Below are 19,153 nucleotides of genomic sequence, written 5' to 3'. Positions count from 1 at the left end.
CCGCAAGGATTTCGGGGCTACATCTACAGCACGTCACAGTTTCATGACACAACACGGATATACGCGACATGGACTAATAATGTGCGCGTGGCAGGCATCCTTCTCGTCGAAGACGACCCCTCCGTGCGCATGGCCCTGGAGCTGGCGCTGACCAGGCAGGGACACTCCGTCACGTCCTACGTGACGGGCGAGGAGGCACTCGACCACATCCGCTCGCGCCGGCCCGAGATCGTCATCCTCGACGTCATGCTGCCCGGCATCGACGGCGTCGAGGTGTGCCGCCGCATCCGCAAGATCGACCAGCTTCCCGTGATCCTCCTCACCGCGCGGGGCGACGACCTGGACGTGGTGGTCGGCCTGGAGGCGGGCGCCGACGACTACGTGGTCAAGCCCGTCGAGCCGCGCGTGCTGGACGCCCGCATCCGCGCCATCCTGCGCAGGGCCGAGTCCGCCGCCTCCGACCGCATCGGGTTCGGCGACCTGGTGATCGACAGAGGCGCGCTCAAGGTCACGCTGGCCAACAAGGAGATCCACCTGACGCCCACCGAGCTGCGGCTGCTGCTGGAGCTGGTGCGCCATCCCGGCCAGGTGCTCAACCGGCGCTACCTGCTGCGCGCGGTCTGGGACCACACCCACGTCGCGGACTCCCGCCTGGTGGACGCGTGCGTGCAGCGGGTGAGGGCGAAGATCGAGCCGAGGCCCGCCGAGCCGGTGTTCATCCACACCGTGCGGGGGTTCGGCTACCGGTTCAGCCCTCCGTGATCCGGCTGCCCACCGGGTTCCGTGCGCGCCTGGTCTTCACCTTCACCCTCGTCGCCGTCACCGCCTCGGTCCTCGTCGCCACCATCGGGTTCGAGCTGGCCAAGGCGGCGCTGATCAAGCGGGCCGAGGACTCCGCCGTCGACCTGGTGACCAGGGAGCTCAACCGGATCAGCTTCCCCATCGGCAAACTCCGGCCGGGCGAGGCCGCGGCCGGCGCCAGGGAGCTGTCCATCCTGGCCCAGTCGCTCGACGGCCCCGGCCGCAGCGTCGTGCTGGAGTACAGCGGCCTGGCGCACGCCGACGGCCCGATGACCATGCGCGACGTGCCCAACGAGCTGTACGGCAGATCCAAGCGGAACATCGTCACCCAGCGCAAGGTCGTGCACAGCGAGCTCTGGCTCATCGTCGGCGCCCAGGTCTACCGCGAGAACGGAGAGACGCCGGAGGCCACCGGGCTACGGGCGTTCGTCTTCTTCCCGATGCGCGACGATGAGAGCCAGCTGGCCACACTGCGGGTCAGGCTGACCCAGGGCGGCGCGGCCATCGTGCTGATCGCCCTGGTGGTGGCGGTGCTGTCGGCGCGCAGGGTGCTGCTGCCGGTCAGGCGGCTCAGCGCGGCCGCTCAGGCGCTCGGCCAGGGCCGTCTGGACACCCGTCTGCCCGTCCACGGGCACGACGAGCTCGCCGAGCTCACCGCCCGGTTCAACGACGCGGCGGCGGCACTGGAGCTGAGCGTGTCCGAGCTGCGCTCGCTGGAGGCGATGTCACGCAGGTTCGTCGCCGACGTCTCGCACGAGCTGCGCACCCCGCTCACCGCGATGACGGCGGTGGCGGACATGCTCTCGGAGGAGGCCAACCGGCTGCCGCAGGCGCCCGCCGAGGCCGTGCGGCTCGTGCTGAGCGAGATCGAGCGGCTGCGCGAGCTGGTCGAGCACCTCATCGAGATCAGCCGCTTCGACGCGGGCACGGCCACGCTCAACCTGGAGCCGGTGAACGTGGCGGACGCGATTCAGGACTGTCTGGAAGTGCGGGGCTGGAGCGAGGAGGTCCGGGTCAACGCCTCCCGCAGCCTCACCGTCAGCCTGGACCCGCGCAGGTTCGACGTCATCGTGGCCAACCTCGTCGGCAACGCTCTCAAGCACGGGGCGGCTCCGGTGATGGTCAACGCGAGGGCCACGCAGAACGGCCTGGAGGTGAAGGTGCGCGACCACGGCAAGGGCATCCCGCCGGAGGCGATGCCACACGTCTTCGACCGCTTCTTCAAGGCGGGTGCGGGCCGCACCCGCAGCCAGGGCAGCGGCCTGGGGCTCGCGATCGCGCGCGCCAACGCGCAGCTGCACGGCGGCACGATCTCCGTACGGGAGCAGAATCCCGGCACGCTCTTCACGGTCTGGCTCCCGCACGCATGAGACGCTCTCTCGCGCTCGCCACGCTGCTTCTGGCGGCGGCCTGCGGCATCTCGCCCACCGACGTGGTGGACAGAGCCGGGTCGCCCGTCGTCGAGGTCCCGCCTCCGTCCAAGACCATTTATCTGCTCAAGGACGGCGAGCTCACGCTGGAGCCCGCCGACGTGGACTCCGACTCTGTGAGCAGCCTGCTCACAGCCCTCTTCGCGGCCTCCACCCAGGCGCTCGGCGATCGGGACACCGCGCTGCGCGGCTTCGCCCTGGAGGGGATCGAGGACTCGCTCAACCCCATCCCGCGCGACGAGGTCAAGCTGCCCAGAACCTCGACGCTCACCGTGTTCATCAGAGGCGACGGCACGCTGAGCGTGCTCGCCAAGGCGCAGATCGTCTGCACCGCCCTGCAGGACGCGTCGGTCGAGGAGGTCAAGATCGTCCGCAAGTACGCGGACCGCCCCCCCACCACGGAGAGGCGGATCGCGTGCGGCGAGCACAAATGACCTAGATGGTGATGTCCTCCAGCATCTCCGTCACCAGCGCGGCGATCGGCGAGCGCTCCGACCTCGTCAGCGTGACGTGCGCGAACAGCGGATGCCCCTTCAGCTTCTCCACCACGGCCACCACGCCGTCGTGCCGCCCGACCCGCAGGTTGTCACGCTGGGCGATGTCGTGGGTGAGCACCACCCGCGAGTTGGCCCCGATGCGGCTGAGCACGGTCAGCAGCACCCCGCGCTCCAGCGACTGCGCCTCGTCCACGATCACGAAGGCGTCGTGCAGCGACCGGCCGCGGATGTGCGTGAGCGGGAGCACCTCCAGCATCCCGCGGTCGAGCACCTCCTCGATCACCTCGGGCGTGGTGACGGCGCTGAGCGTGTCGTAGACCGCCTGCGCCCACGGGCCCATCTTCTCGCCCTCGCTGCCCGGCAGGTAGCCGAGCTCCTGACCGCCGACGGCGTACAGGGGGCGGAAGACGACCACCTTGCGGTGCTGGCGGCGCTCCAGGACCGCCTCCAGGCCCGCGCAGAGGGCCAGGGCGGACTTGCCCGTGCCGGCCCGGCCGCCGAGCGAGACGATGCCGATCTCCGGGTCCATGAGCAGGTCGAGCGCGATCCGCTGCTCGGCGGAGCGGCCGTGCAGGCCGAACACCTCGCGATCGCCGCGGACCAACCGCACCGACTTGTCCGGCTGCACCCGTCCGAGTGCCGACCCCTTGGCGGACAGCAACCGCAGGCCGGTGTGCGCCGGCAGGTCCCTGGCCTCCTCCAGATCGGTCGAGCCCGCGTCGAAGAGCGTCTCGACGTCCTCCGCGGTCACCTGGACCTCGGCCATCCCGGTCCAGCCGGACTCGATCACCAGCTCGGCGCGGTATTCCTCCGCCGCCAGGCCGATCGAGGCCGCCTTGACCCGCATCGGCAGGTCCTTGGAGACGAGCACGACGTCGCAACCCTCCGCGGCCAGCGAGCGGGCCACGGTGAGGATGCGCGTGTCGTTGTCGCCCAGGCGGAACCCGACGGGCAGGATGGATGGATCGCTGTGGTTGAGCTCAACCCTGATCGTGCCGTCCCCTGTCGGCATCGGCTCGTCCAGCCTGCCGTACTCAACGCGCAGGTCGTCGAGGTAGCGCAGGGCCTTTCTTGCGAAATAACCCAGCTCGGGATGGTGCCGCTTTCCCTCCAGCTCCGTGATCACGACGATCGGAAGGACGACGTCGTGCTCCGCGAAGCGGGTCATTGCCGCCGGGTCGGCGAGCAGGACCGAGGTGTCCAGCACATACGTGCGCTTGGCGGGGTGGGTCGAAGGGTTGCTCGAGGACACTGCCACACGTTCTCCCCCGGGCGCCCAGGCGATCGGGCACCCTGCAGACGAGGCGGGAATCGGACCGGACCCGCATCCCCGACCGCGACGTGCCGGCGGTGCCGGGTTCCGGCCCCCCTCGGCATGTGTTGGCGCAAAGGCGGGACCTCTCCGGAGTGTTCGGTCTGTGACCGGACACTTCCAACGTTACGTCCTGGATACCCAGATGTCCCGTTAGGAACCGTAACGTCGGTGTCTCGCAGCGTAGTCACGCAGCGCCCGCAGGAAATCCACCCTGCGGAAGTCGGGCCAGTAAGCCTCGTGGAAGTAGAACTCGGAGTGAGCGCTCTGCCACAACATGAAGCCCGATAGACGCTGCTCGCCCGAGGTCCGGATGAGAAGATCCGGGTCGGGCTGGCCACGGGTGTAGAGATGCTCCGCGATATGTTCGACATCGAGCACCTCGACGAGGTCCTCGATGCTCGCGCCCTTGCTCGCATGCTCCTGCAGGAGTGAGCGCACCGCATCGGCAATCTCACGCCTTCCTCCATACCCAACTGCAACGTTCACAATCAGGCCGGGACGGTGTGATGTGACTTCTTTTGCATTTTTCAGGACATTCGCCGTCCTGTCGGGAAGCAGGTCAAGCGCCCCTACCGGACTGATCCGCCATCCCTGGTCCACGAGCTCCTGGGTGACGTCCTCGATGATCCCCAGCAGCGGCTCCAGCTCCTCGCTGGGCCGGTTGAGGTTGTCGTTGGACAGCATCCAGACCGTGACCACCTCGACCCCGGTCTCGCGGCACCACGTGAGCAGCTCGGAGATCTTGTCGGCGCCCTTGCGGTGACCAGTGGCGACGTCCCGCATCCCCATGGCTCTCGCCCAGCGGCGGTTGCCGTCGATGATGACCCCGACATGCCGGGGAATGCTGTCCTTGGACAGCTTGGCCTCCAACCGGCGTTCGTACACCCGGTAGACCAGATCGCGCAGGCCCACGGAGTCCCTCCCCAGCGCTGCAGTGCCTCAGGTCGGCTGACCTAACAGGCCATTATCACCGCGTTTCGCCCGTGCCCGTGTCCACAACAGGATTGCCCGCCGGATCTTTGCCGCTCAGGCAGCCTTCGGCCTCGGCCACGAGACTGCGCACGAACCCGACCAGCTCCGCCGACGTGAGCACCGCCCGGGTGCCCAGCCCGCTCGTCCCCCAGGCCTCCACATAGGCCCTGCGGGTCAGCCGCCACTCGCCGCGCGTTCCGTCGCGGGGCACCCAGAGGGGGAGGGTACGCAGCTGACAGCGGAGCTCGCCACCGGCGACCACCCCCCACCTGGTGTCATACCGGAACGCGAACAGCTCGCTGCCGGCCTCCTCCTCCGGGAACCGGTCATCGGGATCCGGCCAGCGCCCGGCCTGCCCGGGGCCCGCGCGCGCCGCTTCCACACCGCGCGCCAGCCGCGCCAGCAGCCAGCCGCACCGCTCGCCGACGGTCCCGTAGGGCACGCCGTCGCGGCACAATTCCAGCGTGATCTCGTACGGCCGGCCGAGGCTGTCGGTGCATGCCACAGGCGTCACGCTCAGGTAAGAGCCGTCGACGCAGCGCAGTCCTCCCACGCAGATGAGCGTTCCCCCCGAAAGGTGGCTAAACCTGCGGCGCCGTCAGCCCGTAGCAGCGGACGGCGGTGCCGCCGAGCACCTGCTCGGTGTCGGTGCCGCCGAGCAGTGCGTGGGTGACCTGCCACACCGTCTGATAGTCGGCGGCCAGCAGGGCCACCGGCCAGTCGCTGCCGAACATCAGCCGGTCGGGGCCGAACCGGTCGACGGCGTACTCGACATAGGGGCGCAGGTCCTCGACCGTCCACCGCTCGTGGTCTGCCTCCGTGACCAGCCCGGAGACCTTCGCGTACACGTTCGGCAACGCGGCGGCGGCGGCGAGCCCCGTGGCCCAGGGCTCCCACTCGCGGTCCTTGATCCGGGGCTTGGACAGGTGATCGATGACGATCTTGAGGGTGGGATGGCGCGTGGCCAGCGTGACGACGTGCTCCAGGTGCCGGGGCAGCAGCGAGACGACGTCGAACGTGAGCCCCGCCTCCGCGAGCACGCCCAGCGAGTCCAGCACTCCGTCCCGGATCAGCCAGTCGGGGTCGGGCTCCTCGTGGATCAGGTGGCGGACGCCGACGAACTTCGGACGTCCCCGGTAGCGGCCGACGGCCTCGGCCGCCCCTTCGGGATCGGTGAGCGGAATCCATCCGACCACCCCGGCGATGAAGTCGTGCGCGTCCGCGTGCGCCAGCATCGCGTCGGTCTCCGCGAAGGAGTCGGCCGCCTGCACCAGCACCGTGCCGTCCACCCCTGCCGCGGCCAGCTCGGGAGCCAGATCCTGAGGCGCGTAGGTCCGGTGGAGGACTCCGAAGTCGGGGGTCAGCCAGGGGTAGTCGCCGGTCTCAAGATTCCAGAAATGCTGGTGCGCGTCGACAATCACACGCAGAACCTAGGATGTTTCCGCAGACGGAGCAAGACGCCGGCTCCGCACCGGCGACCAGGGCGGCGACCAGCCGCTCCTGCGCCGCGGCCAGCCGCCGCCGGGCGGCCTCCACGTCGTCCCCGGAGCGCTCCGGGGCGGTCGTCCTGGCCGGGATCCGCGCCGGCGGTCATGGCCGCGGTCGCCACCCGGGAGAGCTCCGTGGCGAGGGCCGCGTCGCTCGGGCAGTCGTCGTCCCATTCCAGGAGCACCCCCGGCGGGGTGGTGCGGGCGCACAGCTCGGAGAGGATGTCGAGCACCGGCTCCGGGACTGAGGCGGTGTGCGTCTCGTGCCAGATGCCGCCGTGCTCCTGGCCTCCGGCGACGTGCACGTACGCCAGCCGTGACAGCGGCAGCGCGTCCAGGGCGGCGACGGCGGGCAGGCCGAGGTTCACCTGGTGTAGAGGTTGGCGACGTCGATGAGCAGGAGGACTCCGGTGCGGTCGACCAGCTCGGCCAGGAACTGGGCGTCCGTCAGTTCGTCCTCCGGCCAGCCGAAGAGGGCGGCCACGTTCTCCAGCGCCAGCGGGACCGGTAGGGCGTCCTGCGCGCGGGCCGGCGCCGATGACCTGGCGGGCCTCCTTCGCCCGCATCCCCGCCGGGCGGGCGCTCCTGGCCGCCGGCCAGGAGGGCCAGCTCGTGCCCAGGCGGTGGGACGCCCCCGCCTGGTCGCGGCCTCGCCTGATGGATCTGGCCGTCGTCCAGACTCCCGCAGCCAGGAGCCCGCAGACGGCCACCACGAAGATGAATGGCGAAGCTTCCATGGAGCCCCCTTGAATCCTCTTCTCCTGACCATCGGACGGCCGGCACCCGGCGGAAGTTCCTCAGCCGACGGCGCGCCGTGAGACGCGAACGGCGCCGGCCGTCACGAGGACGGCCGGCGCCGTGTCGAGCGCCTATCGGTCAGCCGAGGCGGTCCAGCAGCGCGTTGTGCTCCTCCCACAGCTCCTTGGGCAGGTGCGTGCCGAACTTGTCGAAGTGGGCCGGGATCAGCGCCGCCTCCTCGCGCCACACCTCGCGGTCGACGGTCAGCAGCGTGCGCAGGTCCTCCTCGGGCAGGTCGAGCCCCTCGGTGTCGAGCGAGTCCGGGAGCAGCCCGATCGGGGTGGGCACGGCCTTGGCCTCTCCGTTGAGGCGGTCCACGATCCACTTGAGCACGCGGCTGTTCTCGCCGAAGCCGGGCCAGATGAACTTTCCGTCGGCGTTCTTGCGGAACCAGTTCACGTAGTAGATGCGCGGCAGCTTGGCGCCCCTGCGGCGGCCGATCTTCAGCCAGTGGCCGAAGTAGTCGCCCATGTTGTAGCCGCAGAACGGCAGCATGGCGAAGGGGTCGTGGCGCAGCTCGCCGACCTTGCCCTCGGCGGCGGCGGTCTTCTCGGAGGCGACGTTGGCTCCGAGGAAGACGCCGTGCTCCCAGCTCAGCGACTCGGTGACGAGAGGCACGGCGGTGGCGCGGCGGCCGCCGAACAGGATCGCCGAGATGGGCACGCCCTTGGGGTCCTGCCATTCGGGGGCGATGGTCGGACACTGGGAGGCGGGAGTGGTGAAACGGGCGTTCGGGTGAGCCGCGGGCTCGTCGCTGTCAGGAGTCCACGAGCGGCCCTTCCAGTCGGTCAGGTGCGCGGGCGGCTCGTCGGTCAGGCCCTCCCACCACACGTCGCCGTCGTCGGTGAGCGCGACGTTGGTGAAGATGCTGTTGCCCCAGAGCGTCTTGACCGCGTTGGCGTTGGTCACCTCGCCGGTGCCGGGCGCCACGCCGAAGAAGCCGGCCTCCGGGTTGATGGCGTAGAGGCGGCCGTCGTCGCCGAAGCGCATCCAGGCGATGTCGTCGCCGACCGTCTCGACCTTCCAGCCGGGGATGGTCGGCTGGAGCATGGCCAGGTTGGTCTTGCCGCACGCGCTGGGGAAGGCGGCCGCGATGTAGCGGGTCTCCCCTGACGGAGGCGTCAGCTTCAGGATGAGCATGTGCTCGGCCAGCCAGCCCTCGTCACGGGCCATCACGCTGGCGATGCGCAGGGCGTAGCACTTCTTGCCGAGCAGGGCGTTGCCGCCGTAGCCGGAGCCGTAGGACCAGATCTCACGGGTCTCGGGGAAGTGGCTGATGTACTTGGTCGAGCTGCACGGCCACGGCACGTCCTGCTCGCCGGGCTGCAGCGGCGCGCCGACGCTGTGGACCGCCTTGACGAACTCGCCGCGCTCCTCGATCAGGCGCAGTGCCCGATCGCCCATCCTGGTCATGATGCGCATCGACGCCACGACGTAAGGCGAGTCTGTGATCTCCACACCGAGCTGCGAGATCTCACCGCCGAGCGGCCCCATGCAGAACGGCACCACGTACATGGTGCGGCCGCGCATGCAGCCCTCGAAGAGCCCGCCGAGGGTCCTGCGCATCTCGGTGGGCGCGATCCAGTTGTTGGTCGGCCCCGCGTCCTGCTCGCGCTCGGAGCAGATGAAGGTACGGTCCTCGACCCTGGCCACGTCGGTCGGGTCGGAGGTGGCGTAGAAGCTGTTGGGACGCTTGGCCAGGCGCGTGAAGGTGCCCTGGTCCACGAGGAGGTTGGTCAGGCGCGTCCACTCCTCCTCCGAACCGTCGCACCACTCGATCCGGTCCGGCTCGGCAAGGGCTGCTATCTCGTTCACCCACGCGACCAATTCCGCATTGGTGGTCGGGGCGGGAACTTCTACGGAAACGGACACGGCTGCGGCTCCTCCACTCTCTCAGGGCCTGCTCATCATTAACGACGACGGCACCCGAAAGCCAATTGGCGTAGACCTCTGACCTGGGTGTCGCCGCAGGCAGCGGCCTTGACGATTGGGGGAGCCTACCCACCGGAACACGTTTTAAAGAAACGCATCCGCGCATTGGTTTAGGCCAATGCGGCTGGTCTAAACCAATGCGCCGAATGGTTTAGTCCATTCGGCGCCGCGTTTTCGCTGCGTACTCTCAAGAATGAAGGTCCGGGCCGGCGGAGCGAACCCGGTCCACGTGCTGGAGGGCGTCTCGCAATTCGCCCAGCCAGGTGTCGGTGTTGCGGCCCACCAGGCGCACGCACCAGGCGAGCGCGTCGCTGCGGCTGCGCGCCACTCCCGCGGCCACCAGCGTGTCCAGGACCTGCCGCTCGGACTGCCGCAACCTGGTCATGACGGGCACGGACAGTGTGGTGAACATCACAGTCTCGTCACCGCACGTGACGCCCCACGAGACCTTCTGGCGGAACCTGCGCTCGGCCTCCTTGGCGATCTCGATGCGCCGCTCCCGCGTCTCTTCCCTGAAGCGGCCGATCAGCCCGTCGATGAGGGCGGCCCGCTCGGTCTCCTCCACGCCGGCCGGCGGCTCGGGCAGCGCGCCGACCACCGCGATCTCCTCGCGGTCCCTCGTGACCTGGGGTGCGCCGGTGAACCAGCCCTCGGGAAGCCGCCCGGTGAACCAGCCGCGTATCTGCACAGTGACCTCATCGCTTGCCATGTAATTAACATTACATAGCAGCGTGCCAAAAGCACGCGTCATACCGAGACGTTCTCGTACGGAGGATTCAGCGGACCCTGGCGGCGGCCTGCGGGCTCACCCTGACCACTCCGGCCAGGTTGCGCCGGTTCACCGGGGCGATCTTGACCACGTCACCGGTGCGGGGGGCGTGCAGCATCTTGCCGTTGCCCCAGTAGATGGCCACATGCGAGATGTAGGCCGGGTTGGTGGGATCGTTGCGCCAGAACAGCAGGTCGCCGGGCTGCGCCTGGTCGAGCGACACCTGCGGGCCGGTCACCCACTGCTGGTGCGTCACGCGCGGCATGCGCACTCCGGCCTGGGCGTAGGCCCACTGGACCAGCCCCGAGCAGTCGAAGGTGGTCGGCCCCTCGGCGCCCCACACGTACGGCCTGCCGAGCTTGGAGACGGCGGCCTGCAGAGCCGTCGTGAGTTGCGCGCCGGACATGAAGGAGCCGGTCGGCCAGCTCTGCCTGCCGGTCTGCGGCGCGGGCAGCACCGGGTTGACCATGGCCGTCTGGGTGCCCTTCGGCAGCAGCTTGACCAGCTTGTCGCGCAGTTTGGCCGAGTTGGCCTTGGGGGCGCTGATGATCAGCGCGTTGTCACGCGGCAGGCCGAGCGCGCGCCCGGTCTGCTTGGACACGACCGCGTCCACCGCGCCGAAACCCGTGGTGGCGTAGGCGCCGATCCGCAGCGGCCCGGCCGGCCCGCTCACCTTGCTGTGCAGCGCCAGTCCACCGTCGTTGCCCAGCACGAACGAGACGGCGACGTCGCCGGCCGCCACATTGCTCCACAGCGCGTCGGAGGCGGCCGTCACCTTCGGCGTGTAGGCGCGGAAGGACGAGGGATCCACCGCGAGCGTCTGCACCCGCTTGCCGTCGAGCGTGATGCTGGCGGCGTCGGCGAGCTCCAGCGCGCGCACCCCGGGCAGACGGGCGATCTTCTGTAAGTGCGCCTGGGTGAAGTGCCTGCGCGTCACCACGAAGAGGTTGGGCTTGCGCAGGCCGTCGAGCGGCGCCACCGGCTGCACCGTCTTGGACTGCGCCATCAGGCTCTGCTGCGGCGCCGGGCGGACCCGTACGGCGTTCGAGAGGGCCGGCTCGGCCGGCCGCCTGATCTCCACGAGCAGCAGCACGTCGGCGGTCAGCACCGCGACCAGCGTCACCACGATGAACGGGATCAGCCTGCGGACGTCACGCCGTCTCCTGGTGCGGACCAGGAAGCCGAGGTCCTGGCGGATGCCGGAGGAACGCGAAAGCTCCGCCGGGCCTGCGTGGGCCCGGCGGTGCGTCTCTTCGGGGGTCAGTTGCCGATGTACGGCACAGCCTCGAGGATCTCGACGGTGTTCTGACGACCGTTGGGCATGCTGTAGGTCGCCTTCTCACCGATCTTCTTGCCGTTGATCGCCGCTCCGAGCGGGGATCTCGGCGAGTAGACGTCGATCGGAGCGCCGCTCTCCTCGCGGGAGGCGAGCAGGAACGTCACCTCGTCGTCGTCGCCGACGAAGCGGATGGTCACCGTCATGCCGGGGCCGACCACTCCCTCGGTCTTGGGGGCCTCGCCCACCTGCGCGCTGTCCAGGATCTGCCGGAGGTGGAAGATCCGGGCCTCCATCTTGCCCTGCTCGTCCTTGGCCGCGTGGTAGCCGCCGTTCTCCTTGAGGTCGCCCTCTTCGCGGGCGGCCTCGATCTTCTTGGCGATGTCGACGCGCCCGGGCCCCGAGAGATATTCGTACTCGGCCTTCAGGCGGTCGTACGCCTCCTGCGTCAGCCATGTGACGTTCTCATCGCGAGAGTCGGCCACGGGTTCTCCTTGCTAGCTAGGGGGCCCTGAGATCACTGAAGGTTGCATGCGGTTGAATTGCGACAGGCTAACAAGCCCACCGCCCGAACGCTTCCCCAAATGTCTCACTATACGAGATTGCAGTACTGGACGTGAACGGACGTGGCCTGAGCACTGGTGTCCAGGCGTTCCTTGAGCTGCTTACTACCCTCACCAGCCGGAATTCTTACTTCCTTGCTGCCGACTTCTGCGTGGCCGACGTCCGTGGCCCTGAGACGGCAGACCGCCGCCCGGTCCGACGGCTTGCTGACCGTGAAGGTGATCTCGGCTTGGGCCGGGCCGACGTCGAACGACACCACCTGCGCCGCCGCGCCGGTGCCGCTGCCCGTCATCGACCACATCACATAACCCCATCCACCTGCGATGATGGCCACGAGCACGCCGATCACGACGTGCACGACGAGCCGGCCGCCTCGCTGGGGACGGTCCGGAAAGTCGTCGGGTGTGCCGAGAACGGGCCCGTTCTCGACATCTCTGGTGGCCATGGCGGAATCTCCCTGCACTCCCTGAGCGTTATCCGAGACAATTGTCGCCTGCGGGGGCCACGCCCTCGCGACCGCCCAGCAGAAACTAACCTGTCAGGGCAAGTGATCGGTCCCTACTGAGGAGACATCGAGCCCGTGAGTGCACCGCTGAGGCTGATGGCCGTCCACGCCCACCCCGACGACGAGTCGAGCAAGGGCGCTGCGACGATGGCGCGTTATGTCCGTGAAGGCGTGGATGTGTTGGTGTGCACGCTGACCGGCGGCGAGCGAGGCTCCGTGCTCAACCCGAAGATGGACCGTCCCGAGATCGTGGCGAACATCGGCGAGGTGCGCAGGGCCGAGATGGACCGGGCGCGCGAGATCCTCGGCGTGCAGCAGCGTTTCATGGGTTTCATCGACTCCGGGCTGCCGGAGAACGAGGAGGAGGAGCTGCCCGAGGGCTGCTTCGCCCTGCAGAAGCTCGAGGACGCCTCGGCCCCGCTGGTCGCCGCGGTCCGCGAGTTCAGGCCTCATGTGATCATCACCTATGACGACGACGGCGGCTACCCGCACCCCGACCACATCATGACCAACCGGGTCTCGGTGGAGGCGTTCGAGGCCGCGGGCGACCCCGACCGCTACCCCGGCACCGGCGACCCGTGGCAGCCGCTGAAGCTCTACTACCAGATGGGCTTCACCAAGGAGCGGTTCGAGGCGCTGCACGAGGCGATGACCGAGCGTGGCCTCGGCTCCCCCTACGCCGACTGGATCTCCCGCTGGGAGGACCGGCCCGCCAAGTGGCCGGTGACCACGCGGGTGCCCTGCGCCGACTACTTCCAGCTCCGCGACGAGGCGCTGCTCGCCCACGCCACCCAGGTGGACCCGGACGGCTTCTGGTTCGGCTGCCCGCGCGAGCTGCAGCAGGAGATCTGGCCGACCGAGGACTACCACCTGGCACGCTCGCTGGTCGACACCGAGCTGCCGGAGGAGGACCTGTTCGCCGGGATCCACGCCGAAGAGACCTCCCCGGCCTGCCACTGAGCCGACGGGCGGGGCACCGCCCCCAGGTGGCAGACTGAAAGGGTGACAGTTCTAGCAGCAGGTGACGTGAGCCCGGGTCTGCTCGGCTTCACCGTGGTGGCCCTCATCGGCGTGGCCCTGTACCTTCTGATCAAGTCGATGAACAAGCAGATCGCCAGGATCGAAGTGCCGCACGAGGCCGACGTGGACAAGCAGGAAAGCCGAACAGATGCCGATTGAAGTGGCCGACAACTCAGCGGAGAGCCGGTTCGAGATTCTCGTGGACGGCAAGGTCGCCGGATTCGCCGACTATCGCCTGATGCCCACGAAGATCGTGTTCACCCACACCGAGGTCCTGCCCGAGATGGAGGGACAGGGGCTGGCCGGCAAGCTGGTCAAGCACGCCCTCGACGCCGGCCGCGACGCCGGGCTGCGGGTCGTGCCGCTCTGCCCCTACGTGGCGTCCTACATCGAGCGCCATCCCGCCTACAAGGATCTGGTCGACGAATCAGTCGGCGGCTGACCAGGCGCGCTCCAGCGCCGCGGGCAGGCCCCACCAGCCCAGCGGGGTGAGCACGCCGTCCTCGTCGACGATGCCGAGCCGCGCCCACAGGCTCACCACCGGCCCGAACAGCACCTCGGTGGCGTCCAGGTCGTCGGGCGTCTCGTCGTAGGCGTCGATGTCCTCCGACTCCGAGATCAGCCGGGCGATCCTCTCGGGCGAGGCGAGCACCCCGGGGCCCAGCCTCACCAGGGCGGCCACCGCCGCCAGCCAGTCCGCGTGCTGGATGGCGCACAGGTTGGCCAGCACCGTGTCCTCGTCGCTGAGCTCGCCGTCGAGGTCCGCGAACTCCTCCAGCAGGTCCGTCTCCTCCGACAGGTCGGAGACAGGCCCGGCGATCCCCGCCGCCACCGCCAGCCAGAGCTCCATGTCGTCGTCCGGCATCGGCTGCTCGTCGAACCCCGCGCAGGCACGCAGCACGTTGGCCGGGAAGCCGGGCCGGTCCAGCAGCTCACGCAGCCGCGCGCCGGCCCGCACGAGGTCGGCGGCGGGCAGCTCCGGCTTCTTGCCCAGCTCGCCCATGATCCGGTGCAGCTCCGACAGCGCCAGCGCCTCTTCCTCGTCCCAGGCCGCGAACAGCTCCTCGTCCTGCTCGTCGCTGACCGCGAAGCCGGGCACCCGCCCGTCCGGCAGCGGCGTGCTGAGCCAGCGTTCCTGCAGCTCCTCGTAGGCGCGGCGGACCCCGTGGTCACCGGTGGCCAGCGCGTCGGGGTCGATCTCCCCCGAGCGCACCCGCTCCTCCAGATAGGCGACGAGCAGGTCGAACATCTCCCCCGCCACCGGCCCGCGCTCGTCCTCCTCCGGCCACACGAAGTAGCTCGGCGTCATCAGGATCGGCTCGCTCCCCGTCGACTCCACCCAGCGCTGCACGTCGCCGACCGTGGCGGCGCCCGACTCGATGGAGCCGAGCGTCGTCCTGGCCGACTCCCAGAACGGCAACGACAGCGGGTTGCCCGCGGCCATCAGCGCCCGCCGCAGGTCGGGCAGCGCCACGAGCGCCACCCCCGAAGGCACGGCGAGCAACGCGCGCGCGACGTCCCTGCGGGTCAGAGAGGCGGCGGGGCGGCCGGCGTGCGCGCAGACGTAGTCGAGATCCACGATCCGTAACCTACGCCCCCGCCGCCCGGCGGCGACACCTGGGCGCCGGGCGGAGACGGCCCGGCGTCTAAGGTGAAGTGATGAACCGGTTGCAGGATGCGACGAGCCCATATCTGCTGCAGCACGCGGGCAATCCCGTCGACTGGCACCCGTGGGGCGAGGAGGCGTTCGCCGAGGCCCGCCGCCGCGACGTGCCGCTGCTGATCAGCGTGGGCTATTCGGCGTGCCACTGGTGTCACGTGATGGCCCACGAGAGCTTCGAGGACCCGGACACCGCCCGGCTGATGAACGACCACTTCGTCAACATCAAGGTGGACCGCGAGGAACGCCCGGACGTGGACGCCGTCTACATGAGCGCCACCCAGGCCATGACCCAGCAGGGCGGCTGGCCGATGACCGTGTTCGCCACCCCCGAGGGGCATCCGTTCTACTGCGGCACCTACTTCCCGCGTCCCCAGTTCCAGCGGCTGCTGACGGGCCTGTCCAGCGCGTGGACCAACGACAGGGCGGCCGTGCTGGAGCAGGGCTCGAAGGTGGTGGAGGCGCTCGGCACCGGCACCACGCTGCCCAGCGGGCCGCAGCCCACCGCGCAGACGCTGGAGCTGGCCGTGCGCAACCTGCGCGAGTCGTTCGATCCGGAACGCGGCGGGTTCGGCCGGGCGCCGAAGTTCCCGCCGTCCATGGCGCTGGAGTTCCTGCTGCGGTCCGGCGAGCGCGAGATGAGCGGCAGGACCCTCGATGCGATGGCCAGGGGCGGCCTCTACGACCAGCTCGGCGGCGGCTTCGCCCGCTACAGCGTGGACGCGGGCTGGGTGGTGCCGCACTTCGAGAAGATGCTGTACGACAACGCGCTGCTGCTACGGGTCTACACGCACTGGTGGAAGGCCGGCGGAGGGCCGCTGGCACGGCGGATCGCGCTGGAGACCGCAGACTGGCTGCTGCGCGAGATGCGGACGCCCGAGGGCGGGTTCGCCTCGGCGCTGGACGCCGACAGCGAGGGCGAGGAGGGGCGCTTCTACGTCTGGACGCCTGAGCAGCTGCGCGAGGTGCTCGGCGACGACGACGGGCGGTGGGCGGCCGAGGTCTTCGAGGTGACCGGCACGTTCGAGCACGGCACGTCGGTGCTGCAGCTCCTGCGCGACCCGGACGACCCGGCGCGACTGGAGAGCGTGCGCACGCGGCTGCTCGCCGCCAGAGAGCACCGGGTACGGCCCGGGCGCGACGACAAGGTGGTGGCCGGGTGGACCGGGCTCGCCATCGCGGCCCTGGCCGAGACCGGCATGGCGTTCGATCGGCCCGACCTCGTGGAGGCGGCCACAGCTGCCGCGGTGCTGCTCGACGAGGTGCACGTGGACGAGGACAGGCTGCTGCGGACCTCGCGCGACGGCCGGGCGGGCGCGAACGCCGGAGTGCTCGAGGACTACGCGAACCTGGCCGAAGGGCTGATCGCGCTGTACGGGGCGACCGGGGAGACGCGCTGGTTCCGCCTGGCGGGCAGGCTGCTGGACACCGTGCTCCGCCGCTTCGGCGACGGGACCGGCGGCTTCTACGACACCGCCGACGACGCCGAGCGGCTGTTCCAGCGGCCGCAGGATCCCACGGACAACGCCACCCCGTCGGGGCAGTACGCCGCGGCGGGGGCGCTGCTGTCGTACGCGGCGCTGACCGGCTCCAGCCGGCACCGGGAGGCGGCGCACGGCGCGCTCGGCACGGTCTCGGTGCTGGCGGCCAAGCACGCCCGCTTCGCCGGGTGGGGGCTGGCGGTGGCGCGGGCGGCGCTCGACGGGCCGGTCGAGGTGGCCGTCGTCGGGCCGCCCGACGACCCGCGCACCGCGATCCTGCACCGGGAGGCCTACCTCGCGGACGTGCCCGGCCTGGTGGTGGCGCTGGGCGCCGGGGACCCCGCTTCCGCGTCCGGAGAGGTCCCGCCGCTGCTGCAGGGGCGGGAGCGGATCGCCGGGGCGCCGGCAGCGTACGTGTGCCGGGGCTTCACCTGCCGGATGCCCGTCACCAGCCCTGAAGACCTGCGGGCGCAGCTAGCCGAACGGTGAGGGGCGGCCCGCGCCGTCGTCGAGCCGGCCCGTAGGCACCGCGGGGGCCTCGGTCGGCAGCCCCGCGTCCTGCTCGGGCACCTCCCGCTCCTCCTCGACGGGGTTCGGCTCGTCGGAGGGCTCGGTGACCGGGGGCTCGGTCACGTCGGGGTCCGGGGCGTCCTGCCAGTCGTCCGGCTGGCGGGTGGGCATCTCGTCGCGCTGGTCGTAGTCGCGCTCCGGCTCCGCGTAGTCGGGCTCGTAGCCGAGGCTCGACGGCTCGGGGAACTCCTCGACCGGCTCGCCCCGCATGGCCTCGGTCATGAACGCCCGCCAGACCTGGGCGGGCAGCTGACCGCCGAACTGCACGCCGTAACCGGGGATGTCGACCGTCTTGTTGTCGTCGCGGAACATGTTCACGGCGACGGCGAGCTGCGGCGTGAAGCCGTTGAACCAGACCGACCTGGAGTCGTCCGTGGTGCCCGTCTTGCCCGCCACGGGACGGTCGTAGAGCCGGGCCGCGGTGCCCGTGCCGTACTGCACGACCTGCTGCATCGCATAGGTGGCGTCCGCCGCCGCCTGCTTGGCGACTGCCTGCGTGGCCACCGGCTCGATCGTGTTCTTCTTGCCGTCGGCGCCGGTGACGCGCTTGATCACGTGCGCCTCCATGTGGACGCCGCCGTTGGCGAGGGTGGAGAAGCCGGAGGCGTTCTGCACGGCGCTCACGGAGGCCACGCCGAGCGGGAAGGTGGCGGCCTGCACATGCGGCTCGAGCTGCCCGGCCGGGATGCCCATGGCCTCGGCGGTGGCGGCCACCTTGTCGGCGCCCACCTTCTGGGCCAGGTCCACGAAGGCGGTGTTGACGGAGTTCTGGGTGGCGCCCACGAGGTTGATCCGGCCGTAGGAGCGGCCGCTGTCGTTGGGGATGGGGTTGGCCGGGTCGGAGGCCACCCGCATCGGGGAGTTGCCGTTCACCCTGGTGGACAGGTCGAAGCCGTTGTCCAGCGCGGCGGCCAGCGTGTAGGGCTTGAACGTGGAGCCGGCCATCACCTTGGCGGAGAAGGCGTTGTCGTACTTGGACCGGCTGGGGCTGCCGCCGTAGAAGGCGATGACCTCGCCGCTGGCCGGGTCGACCGCCGCCAGGCCGGTGCGCACCTTCGTGGGGGTGGACTCAGGCAACGTGTCCTTGACGGCGCGCTCGGCCGCCTCCATGAGCTTCTTGTCGAAGGTGGTGACGATCTTGAGGCCGCCGCCGTTGATGTCCTCGTCGGTGTAGCCGCGCCGGTTGAGCTCCGCGGTCACCTGCTCCAGCATGTACTGGGCCTGCCCCTTGAGCTGGAACGGCTTTCTGGGCGCGGTGAGCTCGGGGAACTTCAGCGCGGCGGCCTCTTCGGCGGTGAGCCCGCCGGTCTGCGCCATGGCCTGGACGACCGACTGCCAGCGGGCCTTGGCCGCGTCGAGGTCTGCGCCCTTGGGGTCGGCGAAGCGGCTGGGCTGCTGGATGACCGCGGCGAGATAGGCGCCTTCTGAGGCGCTGAGCTCGTCGACGTCCTTGCCGAAGTAGGCCTGGGCCGCAGCCTGGACCCCGTTGGCGCCGCGGCCGAAATAGATGGTGTTGAGATACTGCTCCAGCACCCAGTCCTTGGACTTGGACTGGTCGACCTTGATCGAGATCATGATCTCTTTGATCTTGCGGGTGACGGAGCGTTCCTGGCTCAGGCCGCTGTAGTAGTTGCGGACGAGCTGCTGGGTGATGGTCGAGCCGCCCTGGAGCTGCTGGCCGGTGAGCGTGGACCACACGGCGCGCGTGGTGCCCTTGGCCGAGACGCCGCTGTCCTCGTAGAACGAGCGGTTCTCCGCCGCGATCACGGCGTCGCGGACATGCTCGGGCACCCTGGCCAGCTCGACGTTGCGGCGGTCGACGCCCTGCCGGGCGATGACGCTCTTGCCGTCGCGGTAATAGATGACCGAACCCTGTGCCGTGGCGTCCTTCTGGGTGCTGTCCGGAATGGGGGTCATCGTCCAGGCGACGCCGAAGAGCGCGGCCAGCACGAGGAACCCCGAGCCGAAAACAATCAGCAGAACACGGAGCACTCGGCGCTTCCGCATGCCGTCACCACCACCCGATCACGTCTGTCCGACCCCCCGTCATCTGGGCGAACGTCCAAGGGTAAACGA

Annotated in this window: 19 protein-coding genes and 1 pseudogene; 8 read left to right on the top strand and 12 right to left on the bottom strand. The window is 69.8% G+C overall.

Annotated features, from left to right (window positions below):
- The first annotated feature begins 87 nt into the window (after positions 1-87).
- Genes V5E28_RS17670 through V5E28_RS17660 form a run of 3 tightly spaced genes read left to right on the top strand, consistent with a single transcriptional unit; the run spans position 88 to position 2,665 of the window.
- The gene (locus V5E28_RS17670) at positions 88-762 is read left to right on the top strand and encodes a response regulator transcription factor (RefSeq protein ID WP_336208015.1); all 675 of its coding nucleotides are present in this window, start codon (positions 88-90) and stop codon (positions 760-762) included.
- On the top strand, positions 759-2,171 hold the full coding sequence (locus tag V5E28_RS17665) for a HAMP domain-containing sensor histidine kinase (protein WP_336208014.1): 1,413 nt from the start codon (positions 759-761) through the stop codon (positions 2,169-2,171). Before V5E28_RS17670 ends, V5E28_RS17665 begins: the two co-directional genes overlap by 4 nt.
- The gene (locus V5E28_RS17660) at positions 2,168-2,665 is read left to right on the top strand and encodes a hypothetical protein (RefSeq protein ID WP_336208013.1); all 498 of its coding nucleotides are present in this window, start codon (positions 2,168-2,170) and stop codon (positions 2,663-2,665) included. Before V5E28_RS17665 ends, V5E28_RS17660 begins: the two co-directional genes overlap by 4 nt.
- A 1-nt stretch (position 2,666) precedes the next feature.
- Here the strand turns inward: V5E28_RS17660 and V5E28_RS17655 are convergent, their stop codons facing one another.
- The 5 genes and pseudogenes from V5E28_RS17655 to V5E28_RS17635 all read right to left on the bottom strand — a co-directional run bounded on the left by V5E28_RS17655 (position 2,667) and on the right by V5E28_RS17635 (position 6,986).
- Positions 2,667-3,986, bottom strand: coding sequence for a PhoH family protein (locus V5E28_RS17655; protein WP_336208012.1), 1,320 nt, complete (start codon positions 3,984-3,986; stop codon positions 2,667-2,669).
- 207 nt (positions 3,987-4,193) lie between these two features.
- Positions 4,194-4,955, bottom strand: coding sequence for an isoprenyl transferase (locus tag V5E28_RS17650; RefSeq protein WP_336208011.1), 762 nt, complete (start codon positions 4,953-4,955; stop codon positions 4,194-4,196).
- A 55-nt stretch (positions 4,956-5,010) separates the two neighbouring features.
- Positions 5,011-5,568, bottom strand: a complete 558-nt coding sequence (locus tag V5E28_RS17645) for a hypothetical protein (RefSeq protein WP_336208010.1) — start codon at positions 5,566-5,568, stop codon at positions 5,011-5,013.
- Between the two features lie 28 nt (positions 5,569-5,596).
- On the bottom strand, positions 5,597-6,436 hold the full coding sequence (locus tag V5E28_RS17640) for an amidohydrolase family protein (RefSeq protein WP_336208009.1): 840 nt from the start codon (positions 6,434-6,436) through the stop codon (positions 5,597-5,599).
- Positions 6,433-6,986: pseudogene (locus tag V5E28_RS17635) on the bottom strand (multinuclear nonheme iron-dependent oxidase). Before V5E28_RS17635 ends, V5E28_RS17640 begins: the two are co-directional and overlap by 4 nt.
- Before the next feature lie 53 nt (positions 6,987-7,039).
- Between V5E28_RS17635 and V5E28_RS17630 the strand changes: the two are divergent.
- Positions 7,040-7,252, top strand: coding sequence for a hypothetical protein (locus tag V5E28_RS17630; protein WP_336208008.1), 213 nt, complete (start codon positions 7,040-7,042; stop codon positions 7,250-7,252).
- Positions 7,253-7,378: 126 nt separating this feature from the next.
- Here V5E28_RS17630 and V5E28_RS17625 read toward each other — a convergent pair whose 3' ends face one another.
- The 5 genes from V5E28_RS17625 to V5E28_RS17605 all read right to left on the bottom strand — a co-directional run bounded on the left by V5E28_RS17625 (position 7,379) and on the right by V5E28_RS17605 (position 12,286).
- Positions 7,379-9,172, bottom strand: coding sequence for a phosphoenolpyruvate carboxykinase (GTP) (locus V5E28_RS17625; RefSeq protein WP_336208007.1), 1,794 nt, complete (start codon positions 9,170-9,172; stop codon positions 7,379-7,381).
- Positions 9,173-9,419: 247 nt separating this feature from the next.
- On the bottom strand, positions 9,420-9,941 hold the full coding sequence (locus V5E28_RS17620; RefSeq protein ID WP_336208006.1) for a hypothetical protein: 522 nt from the start codon (positions 9,939-9,941) through the stop codon (positions 9,420-9,422).
- 67 nt (positions 9,942-10,008) lie between these two features.
- The gene (locus V5E28_RS17615) at positions 10,009-11,127 is read right to left on the bottom strand and encodes a C40 family peptidase (protein WP_336208005.1); all 1,119 of its coding nucleotides are present in this window, start codon (positions 11,125-11,127) and stop codon (positions 10,009-10,011) included.
- Positions 11,128-11,261: 134 nt separating this feature from the next.
- Positions 11,262-11,762, bottom strand: coding sequence for a transcription elongation factor GreA (greA, locus tag V5E28_RS17610; RefSeq protein WP_336208004.1), 501 nt, complete (start codon positions 11,760-11,762; stop codon positions 11,262-11,264).
- Between the two features lie 107 nt (positions 11,763-11,869).
- On the bottom strand, positions 11,870-12,286 hold the full coding sequence (locus tag V5E28_RS17605; RefSeq protein WP_336208003.1) for a DUF4307 domain-containing protein: 417 nt from the start codon (positions 12,284-12,286) through the stop codon (positions 11,870-11,872).
- A 135-nt stretch (positions 12,287-12,421) separates the two neighbouring features.
- Here V5E28_RS17605 and mca point away from each other — a divergent pair, with 135 nt between their 5' ends.
- The 3 genes from mca to V5E28_RS17590 are packed head-to-tail and all read left to right on the top strand — an operon-like array spanning position 12,422 to position 13,808.
- Positions 12,422-13,306, top strand: a complete 885-nt coding sequence (gene mca, locus V5E28_RS17600; protein WP_336208002.1) for a mycothiol conjugate amidase Mca — start codon at positions 12,422-12,424, stop codon at positions 13,304-13,306.
- A 42-nt stretch (positions 13,307-13,348) separates the two neighbouring features.
- Complete coding sequence (locus V5E28_RS17595) at positions 13,349-13,525, top strand: hypothetical protein (protein WP_336208001.1); 177 nt, start codon at positions 13,349-13,351, stop codon at positions 13,523-13,525.
- Positions 13,515-13,808, top strand: coding sequence for a GNAT family N-acetyltransferase (locus tag V5E28_RS17590; RefSeq protein ID WP_336208000.1), 294 nt, complete (start codon positions 13,515-13,517; stop codon positions 13,806-13,808). The genes V5E28_RS17595 and V5E28_RS17590 overlap by 11 nt, the downstream gene beginning before the upstream one ends.
- Here V5E28_RS17590 and V5E28_RS17585 read toward each other — a convergent pair.
- A complete protein-coding gene (locus tag V5E28_RS17585) occupies positions 13,794-14,945 on the bottom strand; it encodes a hypothetical protein (protein ID WP_336207999.1) in 1,152 nt (383 codons plus the stop codon). The genes V5E28_RS17590 and V5E28_RS17585 overlap by 15 nt on opposite strands.
- A gap of 80 nt (positions 14,946-15,025) precedes the next feature.
- On the opposite strand from V5E28_RS17585, the gene V5E28_RS17580 reads away from it, so the two are divergent.
- On the top strand, positions 15,026-16,996 hold the full coding sequence (locus V5E28_RS17580) for a thioredoxin domain-containing protein (RefSeq protein WP_336207998.1): 1,971 nt from the start codon (positions 15,026-15,028) through the stop codon (positions 16,994-16,996).
- Here the strand turns inward: V5E28_RS17580 and V5E28_RS17575 are convergent.
- Complete coding sequence (locus V5E28_RS17575) at positions 16,982-19,084, bottom strand: transglycosylase domain-containing protein (protein WP_336207997.1); 2,103 nt, start codon at positions 19,082-19,084, stop codon at positions 16,982-16,984. The two genes, V5E28_RS17580 and V5E28_RS17575, sit on opposite strands and share 15 nt — an antisense overlap.
- Between the last annotated feature and the right edge of the window lie 69 nt (positions 19,085-19,153).

Origin of the sequence: Nonomuraea sp. LPB2021202275-12-8 (assembly GCF_037044575.1) — a bacterium.
Classification (GTDB): Bacteria; Actinomycetota; Actinomycetes; order Streptosporangiales; family Streptosporangiaceae; genus Nonomuraea.
This window is presented reverse-complemented; position numbering and strand designations above follow the sequence as displayed.

What these genes read in the sequence shown, in the direction of transcription:
- V5E28_RS17620 (WP_336208006.1), bottom strand. Translation starts at nt 9,941, where the DNA reads ATGGCAAGCGATGAGGTCACTGTGCAGATACGCGGCTGGTTCACCGGG.
- V5E28_RS17580 (WP_336207998.1), top strand. Translation starts at nt 15,026, where the DNA reads ATGAACCGGTTGCAGGATGCGACGAGCCCATATCTGCTGCAGCACGCG.
- V5E28_RS17660 (WP_336208013.1), top strand. Translation starts at nt 2,168, where the DNA reads ATGAGACGCTCTCTCGCGCTCGCCACGCTGCTTCTGGCGGCGGCCTGC.
- V5E28_RS17630 (WP_336208008.1), top strand. Translation starts at nt 7,040, where the DNA reads ATGACCTGGCGGGCCTCCTTCGCCCGCATCCCCGCCGGGCGGGCGCTC.
- V5E28_RS17590 (WP_336208000.1), top strand. Translation starts at nt 13,515, where the DNA reads ATGCCGATTGAAGTGGCCGACAACTCAGCGGAGAGCCGGTTCGAGATT.
- V5E28_RS17605 (WP_336208003.1), bottom strand. Translation starts at nt 12,286, where the DNA reads ATGGCCACCAGAGATGTCGAGAACGGGCCCGTTCTCGGCACACCCGAC.
- V5E28_RS17575 (WP_336207997.1), bottom strand. Translation starts at nt 19,084, where the DNA reads ATGCGGAAGCGCCGAGTGCTCCGTGTTCTGCTGATTGTTTTCGGCTCG.